General features: G+C 74.2%; 3 protein-coding genes and 1 pseudogene. 3 read left to right on the top strand and 1 reads right to left on the bottom strand.

From position 1 onward, the window contains the following. Positions 1-137 precede the first annotated feature (137 nt). Complete coding sequence (locus B7C62_13910; protein ARF73239.1) at positions 138-1,529, top strand: sodium:proton antiporter; 1,392 nt, start codon at positions 138-140, stop codon at positions 1,527-1,529. A gap of 85 nt (positions 1,530-1,614) precedes the next feature. Here B7C62_13910 and B7C62_13905 read toward each other — a convergent pair whose 3' ends face one another. Continuing rightward, the gene (locus tag B7C62_13905; protein ID ARF77155.1) at positions 1,615-2,841 is read right to left on the bottom strand and encodes an alpha/beta hydrolase; all 1,227 of its coding nucleotides are present in this window, start codon (positions 2,839-2,841) and stop codon (positions 1,615-1,617) included. Between the two features lie 1,150 nt (positions 2,842-3,991). Here B7C62_13905 and B7C62_13900 point away from each other — a divergent pair. Further along, the gene (locus B7C62_13900; GenBank protein ID ARF73238.1) at positions 3,992-7,285 is read left to right on the top strand and encodes a non-ribosomal peptide synthetase; all 3,294 of its coding nucleotides are present in this window, start codon (positions 3,992-3,994) and stop codon (positions 7,283-7,285) included. 176 nt (positions 7,286-7,461) lie between these two features. After that, positions 7,462-13,164 (top strand): annotated as a pseudogene (locus B7C62_13895) (non-ribosomal peptide synthetase). The last annotated feature ends 13 nt before the right edge of the window (positions 13,165-13,177 follow it).

Below are 13,177 nucleotides of genomic sequence, written 5' to 3'. Positions count from 1 at the left end.
CTGTTGCCGCAACGTCTGATACGGCATCATGCAGCGGCGCCGCCCCGGCGCGGGCGCCGCGAACCCCGTCCCCGTTCCACCGCACGACCGTACGTATGCCCTCGTACGTTCCGATGCGTCCCCACTGGAGTGTGTCCGTGTCCGCGAACTCCGCGTCCGCAGCCCCCGAGGCCGAGCAGCCGTCCACCGGCTCCGGCCCCGCTTCACGTATACCCAAGGTCCCGTTCTGGGCCCAGATCGTCGCCGGTCTGGTCCTCGGTGCCCTGCTCGGCTGGATCGCCCGCAGCCACGACGTCTCCTGGCTGATCACCACGCTCGACAAGATCGGCTCGATCTTCGTCCAGCTGCTGAAGCTGGCCGTCGCCCCGCTGGTCTTCTTCGCGATCCTGGTGTCGATCACCAACCTCCGCAAGGTCAACAACGCCGCCCGGCTGGCGACCCGCACCCTGCTCTGGTTCATGATCACCTCGCTGATCGCCGTCGCCATCGGCCTCCTCATCGGCCTGGTGACCAACCCCGGCGCGGGCACCGGCCTGACCCCCAAGGACGGCGAGCTCCCGCAGCGCACCGGCAGCTGGATCGACTTCCTCACCGGCATCATCCCGAGCAACGTGATCACGCCGTTCACCGAGCTCAACGTGCTCCAGATCGTCTTCATGGCGGCCGTCGCCGGTATCGCGGCCCTCAAGCTCGGCGACAAGGCCCAGCCGATCCTCACGCTCAGCCAGTCGATCCTGGAGCTGCTCCAGAAGGCCCTGTGGTGGGTCATCCGCCTCGCCCCGCTCGGCACCGTCGGCCTCATCGGCTACGCCATCGCCACCTACGGCTGGGACCTGATCAGCAAGTACGCGACGTTCACCGCCGACGTCTACATCGGCTGCCTCCTGGTGATGTTCGGCGTCTACCCGCTGCTCCTGGCCACCGTCGCCAAGGTCAGCCCGCTCCAGTTCTTCAAGGGCGCCTGGCCCGCGATCCAGCTCGCCTTCGTCTCCCGCTCCTCGGTCGGCACCATGCCGGTCACCCAGCGGGTCACCGAGCGCCTCGGCGTTCCGAAGGAGTACACCTCCTTCGCCGTCCCGTTCGGGGCGACCACGAAGATGGACGGCTGCGCCGCGATCTACCCGGCACTGGCGGCGATCTTCATCGCGCAGATCTTCGACGTCCAGCTGGGCATCGGTGACTACATCCTCATCGCCTTCGTCTCGGTGATCGGCTCGGCGGCCACCGCCGGTCTCACCGGCGCGACGGTCATGCTGACCCTGACCCTCTCCACGCTGGGCCTCCCGCTGGAGGGCGTCGGCCTGCTGATGGCCATCGACCCGATCCTGGACATGATCCGCACCGCCGCCAACGTGACCGGCCAGGCGCTGGTCCCGGTCCTCGTCGCGGCCCGCGAGAAGATCCTCGACCACGACAAGTACAACTCGGCCTCGTCCTCCTCGATCGACACGTTCGGCCCGTCCGACGACGCCGACCGGGACGGAGTCCACGACGCGGAACCCAAGGCGGCGGTCCCCGCCACCGCCTAGCGGCTTCCGTCCGTACGGTCCTGAGCGCCCCCGGTCCACCTCGTCGCGAGGCGGACCGGGGGCGCTTCCGTGCGTGCGGGGGTGGTCAGGGCCGGGGGCGGGGCTGGTGGAAGACCACCTCCGGGTGGAGCGGGGAGGGGCCGTCCAGCAGCCGGGGCGGGGCCGTACGGCCGCGCAGGTGCCGGTCGAAGAAGGCCGCCGCGTAGGCACGGGTGATCGCGGCCGAGCGCTCGCCGGAGAGCGGGACGTCCGGGTCCTCCAGGCCCAGCTGCTCGCCGATTACCGGGGTGTCGGTGAACGTGAAGTGCCCGGAGTCCCGCACGGTCAGCCAGCGCTTCCAGCCGTCCAGCCGGGCCCAGCCCGTGTCCCAGGACCCGTCCTCACCGCCGGGGCGGTGCCCGGCGTCGGTCCCCAGCATCAGGAACGGCCGCCCGCCGAGCCCCCGGGCGGGGACCGGGGCGAAGAACGTGCCGTCCATATTGATCCCGGCGTCCACCCGGCGGTCGGCGGCCATCGTGGACGCGGCCGCGTTGCCGCCGATGGAGTGGCCCGCCATGCCCACCCGGAGCGGGTCGATCGTCCCGGCGTACCGCCAGGAGGGGCGCGGCCCGGTCAGCCGGTCCAGCAGGAAGGAGACGTCGGCGGCCCGCCCGGTGGAGACGGCCGCCAGGACCCTGTTCCGGGCCGCCATGTCGGGCTGGGCGTCCACGCGTTCGCAGGCGGCGCAGGTGAGGAGCCGCCCGTCGGGCAGCTGCGTACCGGTCGACTCGTACGGATGGTCCAGGCTCGCCACCACGTAACCCCGGCTCGCCAGGTCCTCCGCGAGCCCGGTGAGGGTGGCCCGGGGCGTGCCGAACCCGGGGGAGAGCACCACCAGCGGGAACCGCCCCCGGACCGGCCGGGCGTCCGTACGGGCATGGGCCCGGGTGGCGGCGACGGCGGCGGGCGGCACGACGCCCTCCAGCCCGCGCTGCGCGAGCATCAGCCGCGCCTCCTCGGTCGTCAGGTACGGGGCCGGGGCGCCGCCGCTGCCGGGGCGGGCCGGGTAGTGCAACGACACCAGCAACTGCCGCGCCCCCGCCGAGGGCACCCACGGATCGGGCCGCCCGCGGTCGGTCAGGAACAGGGTGTCGCGCCCGACGGCGTGCGGGCCGGTGGGGCGGGGGAGCGCGAGGGTGGCCGAGGCGGGGGTGGATGTGGATGCGGGGTGGGCGGATGCGGGGTGGGTGGGGGCTGCCGGGGAGGGGGCGGCGAGCCCTGCCGGGGAGGGGTAGGCCGCGGGTTCTGCTGGGGAGGTGGTGAGCCCTGCCAGGAAGGTGGCGGGGGTCGGCAGGGAGGCGGCGGGGGCTGCCAGGAAGGTGGCGGGGGTCGGCAGGGAGGCGGCCGGAGAGGCGGCGGGCCCGGTCAGGGGTGCGGATATCGGGCCCGGGGCGGGCGGAGGGCCGGGCGCGGAGGCGGATGCGGGTGAGGCCGCTCCCACCAGAGCGGTCAGTGCCGTCAGCGCCGCCAGTGTCGCAAGGGCGGGAGCGATGGACGCCGTCGGCCTGTCGCGAAGGAAGATCGTCATGCCCGCAACGCTAGGCGCGAGCCCTCGCGGGCCGCGTCGGGCGGCGGGCGGAGCCGATGTCGTACGGCAGATGGAGCCGATCGGGGCCGTGTCGCACCACGGGACGACGTGGCCCCCGCCCCTCCGGCGGGTGCCGGGGTGCCGGGGTGCCGGGGCGCCGGGGTGCCGGGGTGCTGGACGGCGCGGTGCCCGCCGGGCGGGGTGCGGGCCGGGCGGGGTGCGGGCCGGGCTGGCGGGCCGGGCGGGTGCCTCGGGCTGCGGGCCGGGCCGGCTGGGGTGGCGGGGCTGGCGGGTCGGGCGGGGTGCTTCGGGCTGCGGGCCGGGCTGGTGGGTTGGGCGGGGAGCGGACCGGGCTGGCGGGCCCGGCGGGCACCACCCCGGAGCCCGCGGGCCGGGCCGGTGAGGCTGGCGGGGCTGGCAGGCCGGGATAGGCGCCTCGGGCTGCGGGGCGGGCTCGTGGCGCTTACGGGGCTCGGGGCCTCGGGGTGCGTCGGGCGGCGGGCTCAAGGTGTCTCGGCTGTGGGGCGTGGGGCTGCGGGCTCGGTCGTCGGCCCAGGGTTTCTCCGGTCTCGGGCTGTGGGCTCCGGGGTGGTGCCCGCCGGGCAGGTGCGGTGATTCCAGCCAGGGGGTGGGGGCATTTAATCCGTTTCCGTTGCTTTATGTCGGCGCCCGCCCGGCCACTACCGGCCACCTCCGCGTGGTCCAGACCATTGACTTGACCTGCTCCTTCCTCCTACCGTTGCCGTTGCCCGGGGCCGAGGCCGCAAGGGGTGCCGGAAGGCTTCATCGCCACCCCTCAGGCCGCTTTCTGACGCCCCGTCGGCAATTGCGTCCGGTGCTGCCCGCCATTCCCGGTGGTGTCGTCACCGGCGTCGGCAGCAGGGGAGCGCGGCACATGTTCGACACAGCCGGCGGGACCGGAACGCGGACGGGCGGGACCACTGCCGAAGGCCGGGCGGGGCTCGGGGGCCTCCGGCTGAGCCACGGGCAGGAGCGCCTCTGGTTCCTGCACCGGCTCGATCCCGAGGACGCCTCGTACAACATTCCGCTGGTGCTCCGGCTGACCGGGGAGCTCTCCGAGGCCGCGCTGTACGCCGCGTTCGACGGGGTCGTCGCCCGGCACGAGGCCCTGCGCACCCGGTTCCCGGACGTGGACGGGCGGCCGGTCGCCGTCGTGGACCCGCCCGGCCCGGTGGCGGTGGAGAGCCTCGACCTCCGGGGCCGGGCGGGGAGCGCCGAACGGTTGCTGGCCGAGCGGACCAACGGCGCCTTCGACCTCGCCGACGGCCCGCTCCTGCGGATCACGCTGCTGCGGACCGCCGCCGACGAGCACCTGCTCTGCCTGGTCCTCCACCACATCGTCGCCGACGGCTGGTCGCTGAACCTGCTCCGCACCGAACTCGCCACCCGGTACGCCGCCCACCAGGCCGGCCGCCCCGTCGAGCTGCCCGAGGTCCTGCCGTACACGGCGTACGCGGAACGGGAGCGGGCGGCCGAGCGGGGCCCGGAGGCCGAAGCGGCCCTCGCCCACTGGCGGGAGCGGCTCGCGGACGTACCCGTGCTCGATCTCCGGCCCATCGTGACGGAGCCGGGGGAGGGCGGTGCGACGGAGACGGCCGGCAGCGGGGCGTTCCACACCCGGCGGATCGCGGGCGCCGGGGCCGCCGTGGACGTGCTGGCCAAGGAGCGGCGGTGCACGCCCTTCATGGTGCTGCTCGCCGCCTACCAGGTGCTGCTGCACCGCTGGACCCGCCAGGAGGACTTCTGTGTCGGCGTACCGGCGGCGGGCCGGGGCGAACCCGAACTGGAGGAGGTGATCGGCTACTTCTCCACCACGCTCGTGCTCCGCGCCGAACTGGCCGGAGAACCCGCCTTCGGTGAACTCCTGCGCCGGGTACGCCGGTCGGTCCTGTCCGGCTTCGCCCACGACCGGGTGCCCTTCGAGCGGCTCATCGACGCCCTCGGCATCGAGCGCAGGCTCGGTTCCAGCCCGCTGTTCCAGACCCTGCTGACCGTGCACACCCAGGACGAACCGGGCGGCGGGGAGCAGCAGTTCGCCGATCTGCGGTGCGCCGAAGCGGACGGCGGCCACGCGGCCAGCAAGTTCGAGCTGATGCTCGACCTGCGCCGCGAGGGCGACGACCTGGTCGCCGTGTTCGGCTACCGCACCGACCTCTTCGACGCCGCCTGGGCCGCCCGGCTCGCCCGCCACTTCGAGACGCTGCTGCGCGCCGCGCTCGATGCCCCGGACACCCCCGTCACCGAGCTGGAGCTGCTGGCCCCGGCCGAGCGCGACGAGCTGCTGGCCCTGGGCACCGGCGCCCCGCAACTGCCGGGTCAGGACGCGACGTTGCCGGTCGCCCTGGGCCGTGCGGCGGAGCGGTACGCGGAGCGTACGGCGGTGCGCGGCCCCGAGGGGGAGCTGACCTACCGGGAGCTGTGGGAAGCGGCCGGGGCGCTCGCCGTACGGCTGCGGGCGGCCGGGGTGCGCGGCGGTGACACCGTCGGGGTCTGCCTGCCGCGCGGTACGGCGGCGATCACGGCCCTGCTGGCCGCCTGGCGGGCCGGGGCCGCCTATCTGCCGCTCGACCTCGACCACCCGCGCCCGCGCCTGGAGTTCATGATCGCGGACACGGCCGTACGCGTGGTGGTCGCCGATCCCGCCGCCGGGGGGACCGCGTGGCTCGCGGAGAGCGTCGCGGTGGTGTCCCCGTACGGCCCCGCGAACCGTGCTTCCCTCTGTGACCCCGCCTGGCAGGCCGAACCCGGCGACCCCGCGTACGTCATCCACACCTCCGGCTCGACCGGCACGCCCAAGGGCGTCGTCGTCCCGCACCGGGCCCTGGCCGCCCGGATCACCTGGATGCGCGCGGACTACGGGATCACGGCGGCGGACGAGGTGCTCCAGTTCGCCTCGCTGAGCTTCGATACCCACGCCGAGGAGGTCTTCCCCGCGCTCACGGCGGGGGCCACGCTCACCGTCGCCGGGCCCGGCGCCACCCTGCCCGACCACCTCGCGGCCGGACGCGGCGACGGGCTGACCGTCCTGGACCTGCCCACCCCGTACTGGCACCAGCTCGCCGACGATCTCTCCGCCGTCGCCTGGCCGCCCGGTCTGCGGCTGCTGATCCTCGGCGCCGACCAGGTCCAGCCCACCGCCGTCGCCGCCTGGCGGGCCCGCTTCGGGGACACCGTACGGCTGGTCAACTCCTACGGCCCCACCGAGACCACCATCATCGCCACCACCGCCGAGCTGGGCCGCGCCGACGCCGTGCGCCGCCCGCCCATCGGCAGCCCGGTCGGCTCCACCACGCTCACCGTCTGCGACCCGGCGGGGCGGCTCATGCCGTACGGGGCACCCGGCGAACTCCTCGTCGGCGGGGCGGGCGTGACCCTCGGCTACGGGGGCCGCCCCGGCACCACCGCGCGGGCCTTCGTCCCCGACCCGTTCGGCCCGCCGGGCGCCCGCCGCTACCGCACCGGGGACCTGGTGCGCTGGCGGCCGGACGGGCGGCTGGAGTTCCTCGGCCGCATCGACGACCAGGTGAAGGTACGCGGCTTCCGGGTCGAACCCGGTGAGGTGGAGGCGGCCCTGCTGGCCCTGGAGGGGGTCGGCCGGGCGGTGGTGACCGTACGGGACGAGGCGCTGGTCGCGTACGTGGTGGCGGCTTCGGCCGCCGCCGGGGAGACGGGGCGCGAGCTGTCACCGGCCGGTCTGCGGGCGGCTCTCGCGGCGCGGCTCCCGGCCCACCTGGTCCCCAACTCCGTGGTGGTCCTGGACACCTTCCCCCTCACCCCGAACGGCAAGCTCGACCGCCGCGCCCTGCCCGCCCCCGACCAGCGGCCCGACCTCCGCGCGGAGTACGTGGCCCCGCGCACCGACGCCGAGGAGCTGGTGGCGGAGGTGTGGGCCGAGGTGCTGGGGCTGGACCGGGTCGGCGCGCTGGACGACTTCTTCGACCTCGGCGGCCACTCGCTCCTCGCCACCCGGGTCGTCGCCCGGATCAGGGCGGCGGCCGAGCTGACCGTCCCCCTGCGCACGCTGTTCGTCCACCGCACCGCCGAGGCGTTCGCGCTCGCGGTCGAGGACCTGCTGCTGGCCGAGATCGAAGCCCTGACCGACGAGGACGCCGGGCGCCTGCTCGCCACCGAGCGCGCACCGCAGAGAAACGGAACGACGACGGCATGAGCAGCAGCAGTACGGACCACTTCCCCGGCGATCCGACCGCGAACGACGGCCCCGAGGAGCGACCGGCCCCCGGCGGCACCCCGCAGTCCGGCGCCACCCCGGCGCCCGTCGGCACGCCTGCCTCCGGCAGCACCCCGGCCCCCGCCAGCTCCCCGCCCCCCGCCACCGGCCGGGCTGCCTCCGCGTCGCTCTCCGACGCCAAGCGGGCCCTCCTCGCGCAGCGGCTGCGCGGCCGGGCGCGGGTGGCGGCGCGGGCGGTGTCCCGGCGTCCCGAGGGCACCGCCCCGCCGCTCTCCTTCGCGCAGGAACGCCTGTGGTTCATGGAGCAGTTCGCCCCCGGCACCGCCGCGTACAACATCCCCGTGGCGCGTCGGCTGCGCGGACCGCTGGACCGGCCCGCCCTCCAGCGGGCCCTGGACGCCGTCGTCGCCCGCCACGAGACCCTGCGCACCCGTTACCCGGCCACCGACGACGGCCGCCCGGTCCTGGAGATCGCCGACCCCGCCCCCTTCGCCCTGCGTACCGCCGAAGCGGACGACGAGGCGCACGCGGCCCGGCTGGTGGACGAGCTCGGCGCCCTCCCCTTCGACCTGGTCACCGGCCCCCTGATCAACGGCCTGCTGGTCCGCCTCGCCGACGACGACCATGTGCTCCTCCTCGTGGTGCACCACAGCGTCGGCGACGGCTGGTCCAGCGAGGTGCTGGTCTCCGAAGTGCTGCGCGGCTACACCGCGTACGCGACCGGAGGCGCCGACCCTCTCCCCGAACTGCCCGTCCAGTACGGCGACTTCGCCCTCTGGCAGCGGGAGCGGCTGGCCGGGGACCGGCTGGAGCAGGAAGTGGCGTACTGGGCCCGGGAGCTGGCCGACGTACGCCCCCTGGAGCTGCCCACCGACCGCCCCCGCCCCGAACAGCAGACCTTCGAGGGCGCCGGTTACGGCTTCGACATCGACCGGGAGCTGCTGGAGCGGCTCATCGCCCTCGGCAAGGCGCACGGGGCGACCGTGCACATGGTGCTGCTCGCCGCGTTCCAGGTGGTGCTGTCCCGGTTCGCCGGGCAGCGCGACTTCGCCGTCGGCTCGCCCGTCGCGGGCCGCCCGGAGCCCGAACTCGAAGGGCTCGTCGGGATGTTCGTCAACGTCCTGGCCCTGCGCGCCCGGCTGGACGGCGACCCGTCCTTCACCGAACTGCTGGCCCGGACCCGCGAGACCTGCCTGGAGGCGTACGCCCACCAGGAGCTGCCCTTCGCCCAGCTGGTCTCCGAGCTGAACGTCGAACGGGACGTCTCGCGCTCCCCGGTCTTCCAGGCGGTCCTGGCGATCCAGAACTACGCCTCCGCCGCCGACGCCACCGGATCGGATGAACTCCCGCTGGAGGTAGAGCCGTTCGGGCTGCACGCCGCCGGGACCCGGTTCGACCTCGAACTCTTCCTCATGGAGGGGGAAGGGGGGCTGCGCGGTGCCTTCAACTACAACACCGACCTCTTCGACGAGTCCTCCGTCGCCCGCGTCGCCGCCCACCTGGACCGGCTGCTGCGCGCCGTCGCCGACCGGCCCGACGCCCCCCTCTCCGCCCATGACGGCCTCGACCCGGCCGAGCTCCGCCGGATGCTCACCGAGTGGAACGCCACGGCCGTCGAAGCCCCCGAGGCGCCCGGGTCCCAGACCCTGACCGGGCTCATCGCCGCGCAGATCGCCCGTACGCCGGACGCGGTGGCGGTCGAGTTCTCCACCGGCACGCTGACCTTCGCGGAGCTGGACCGGGCCGCCGACCGGATCGCCCGGCGGCTGGCCGGGGCGGGCGCGGGACCCGGGAGCCTGGTGGCGGTCAGCGCCGAGCGCTCGCTCGACCTGGTCGCCGGGCTCCTCGGCGTCCTCAGGACCGGCGCCGGATACACCCCGCTGGACCCGGAGTACCCGGCCGAGCGCCTCGCCTTCATGCTCGCCGACAGCGGTGCCGGGATTCTGCTCACCCAGCGCGGGCTGCCGGTGCCCGAGGGGTGCGCGGCCCGTGTCCTGCTGCTGGAGGAGGATGAAGGGGAGCCGTACGAGGGTGAGTTGACGGGCCCGGGCGCCGACGACATCGCGTACATGATCTACACCTCGGGCTCCACCGGCCGCCCCAAGGGGGTGCCCAACACCCACCGCTCCATCGTCAACCGCCTTCTCTGGATGGCCCGTACGTACGAGGTCGGGCCCGCCGACGGCGTACTCCACAAGACCCCGACCGGCTTCGACGTCTCGGTCTGGGAGCTGTTCCTGCCGCTGATCACCGGCGCCCGGCTGGTCGTGACGGCGCCCGGCGGCCACAAGGACGCGGCCCACCTGCGCGACACCATCGTCCAACACGGCGTCACCGTCGCGCACTTCGTCCCCGCCATGCTCGACGTGTTCCTCGCGGAGGACGGCGTCGAGCGCTGCGTCTCGCTGCGGCGCGTGGTGTGCAGCGGCGAGGAGCTGGCCCCGCACACCGCCCGCGCGTTCACCGTCCGGCTGCCCGCGTGCGCGCTCGCCAACCTGTACGGGCCGACCGAGGCGGCCGTCGACGTGACGAGCTGGGAGTGCGCGGGGGAACTCGCGACCGTACCCATCGGCGCCCCCGTCGACAACACCCGGCTGTACGTCCTCGACCCCGAGCTGCGTCCGCTGCCCCCGGGCACCCCGGGCGAGCTGCACATCGGCGGGGTCCAGGTCTCCGTCGGCTACCACCGCAGACCCGGTCTGACGGCGGCGCGGTACGTCCCCGACCCGTACGGCCCGCCCGGCTCCCGCCTCTACCGCACCGGCGACCTGGCCCGCTGGCGCGCGGACGGGCAGCTGGAGCACCTCGGCCGGATCGACCAGCAGGTCAAGATCCGGGGCCAGCGCATCGAGCCCGGCGAGATCGAGGCCGCGCTGCGCGCCGAGCCCGGGATCGCCGCTGCCGCCGTGATCGTCCGCGAGGACAACCCGGGCGACAAGCGGCTGGTGGCGTACCTGGTGGCCGAGGGCGCCCCGGACCCCACGGGTGCCCCGGACTCCACGGACGCCCCCGCGCACGCCGGGGAGGCCGCCGCACCCGAGGCCGGGGCGACCGCCCCCGAAGGCGCCCCCGCCCCCTGGGAGCCCGACCCCGCCGAACTGCGCACCGCGCTCCGCCGCACCCTGCCCGACTACATGGTCCCCGCCGCCTTCGTCGCCCTGGACGCGCTGCCGCTCTCCCCGAACGGCAAGCTCGACCGCCGCGCCCTGCCCGCACCGCAGGCCCGCCGGACCGGGGGCGCGCTCGCCGCGCCGGAGACCGGGACCCAGCGCGTGCTGGCCGAGATCTGGGCGGAGATCCTGACCCTGCCCGAAGTCGGCGTGGACGACGACTTCTTCGACCTCGGCGGCCACTCGCTGCTCGCCACCCAGGTCATCGCCCGCGCCCGCAAGCTGCTGCCCGAGGTGGGGGCCCGGCCGGTCAGCGTGATGGACCTGTTCACCTCCCGTACGGTCCGCGAACTCGCCGCCCTCGCCGACCTGGACGAGTCCGAGCGCGGCCCCCGCCACCTGCTGCACCGGCTGACCCGCGCCACCCCCGCCGACTCCCGGGTGCTGTCCTACGTCTGTGTCCCGTACGGCGGCGGCAGCGCGGTCGTCTACCAGCCGGTGGCCGACGAACTGCCGCCCGGCTACGACCTGTGGTCCGTCGCCATCCCCGGCCACGACATGGGCGTCACCGAGGAGCACCTGCCCTTCGACGAGCTCGCCGAGAAGATCGCGACGGAGATACGCGAACGGGTCGAGGGCCCCATCGCCCTCTACGGCCACTGCGCGGTCGGCAGCGCGCTGACCGTCGCCGTCGGCCGCCTGCTCGAAGCGGCCGGCCGGGAGGTCGAAGCCCTGTACATCGGGGCGCAGTTCCCCTTCGCCCGGCCGCGTGGACGCGTACTCGGACTGCTCAGCCGCATCTCCGCGCTGGACCCGCTGCTCAGCGACCGCGTCTACTTCAACTGGCTGCGCTCCATGGGCGCCGAGGTCGGTGATCTCGACGAGGCCCAGATGAAGTTCATGATCGGCAACATGCGGGCCGACTCGCGCGGCGCGGAGGAGTACTTCACCGAGGTCCTGGCCGAGGTGGAGGAGGGCGGGGCCCTGCTGCGCGCCCCGGTGATCAGCGTGATCGGCAACCGCGACCCGGCCACCGACTTCCACGAGGAGCGGTACCAGGAGTGGCAACTCCTGGCGGAACGCTCGGCGTTGGCCGTTCTGGACGAGGGCGGGCACTTCTTCCTCAAGTACCGGGCCCGGGAGCTCGTCGAGATCCTCACCCGTACGCACCCGGCGATCCTGGCCGGTACGGCTTCCCGCGAGCTGCCGACGGAGGCCGAGGACGGGTCCTGGTGGTTCCACGGGGTGAGCGGGAAGGGCGTTCCGGAGCCGGGCACCGGAGCCGGGACGGATGCCGATGCCAGGGCCGGTACCGATGCCGATGCCGTACGGCCGGAAGAGTCCGTGCCGTACGACGGGCAGAGCGCCCCGGCCGCGTCCCGCGGGACAGCTGCCCCCGGCCCCGATCCCGGCATGGCCCGGTTCCTCGCCGTCGCCTTCGGCCAGTTGATCACCATCACCGGCTCCGCGCTGACCGAGTTCGCGCTGCCCGTGTGGATCTACATGGAGACCGGCTCGATGGGCAAGTACGCCCTCTACGCCGTGATCGGGATGCTCCCCGGCATCCTCGTCGGCCCGCTGGCCGGAGCGGTCGTCGACCGGTTCGACCGCCGCCGGGTCATGCTCGCCGCCAGCGCCGTCGCCGGTTCCACCCAGGCCGGTCTGCTCACCCTGCTGCTGTCCGGGAACCTCGCGTCCTGGCACATCTACGTGCTCCTCGGGATGTTGTCGGTCGCCCTCACCTTCCAACGGCTCGCGTACGCCTCCTCCGTACCGCAGCTGGTCCCCAAGCGGTATCTCGGCCACGCCAACGGCATCACCCAAATGGCCTTCGGATTCGCCCAGTTCATCGTCCCGCTGGCGGCCGTCGCTTTGATGGCGGGCATCGGGCTGAAGGGCATCCTCATCCTCGACGTGGTCGGCTACGCCGTCGCCGTCACCGTGCTGATGCTCGTCAAGTTCCCCAGGACCCTGCCCTGGAAGCGGCGCGAGTCGCTGGTCGCCGAGATCAAGCACGGCTTCACCTACTCCTGGCACAACCGGGGCTTCCGGGCCATGCTCCTCTGGTTCGCCGCGCTGAACATCTTCCTCTCGCCGCTCTTCCTGCTCGTCACCCCGCTGGTGCTCTCCTTCGACTCGCTGGAGTCGGTGGCCCGGGTCGCGGTGGCCGGGGGCGCGGGCGCCATCCTCGGCGGGATCGCGATGGGCTTCTGGGGCGGCCCGAAGCGCAACCGGATGCAGGGGATGCTGGGCCTCGCGGGGCTGCTCGCGGTGGCCAGCGCCCTGGTCGGGGTCCGGGCGGACCTGTGGATCATCGGGATCGGCGCGTTCGGCATGTCCTGCGCGCTCTCCATGGTCAACGGCGTCTACACGACGATCGTCCAGATCAAGGTGCCGCAGCGCTTCCACGGCCGGGTGTTCGCCCTGAACACCCTGGTCGCCTGGTCCACCCTGCCGATCGGCCACGGGATCATCGCCCCGGCGGGCTCGGCGTTCTTCGGCCCGATGTTCGAGGACGGCGGTTCGCTGACCTCGACGGTCGGAGCCCTCATCGGTACGGGGCCGGGGCGCGGGATCGGCTTCATGTACCTGCTCTTCGGGGCGGCCATGCTGGGCCTGGTGGTGGTCGGCCTGCGGCTGCGGGTGCTGGCCCGCTTCGATCTGGACGTGCCGGACGCGCTGCCGGACGACCTGGTGGGCATCCAGGAGCGCGAACGCCGTTTGAAGGCGGCCCGTGCGAAGAAGGCCGCCGAGACCGGGG

Source organism: Kitasatospora albolonga (assembly GCA_002082585.1).
GTDB lineage: Bacteria > Actinomycetota > Actinomycetes > Streptomycetales > Streptomycetaceae > Streptomyces > Streptomyces stephensoniae.
Note: the sequence above shows the minus strand (reverse complement) of the source record. Positions and strands in the feature narration are given on the sequence as shown.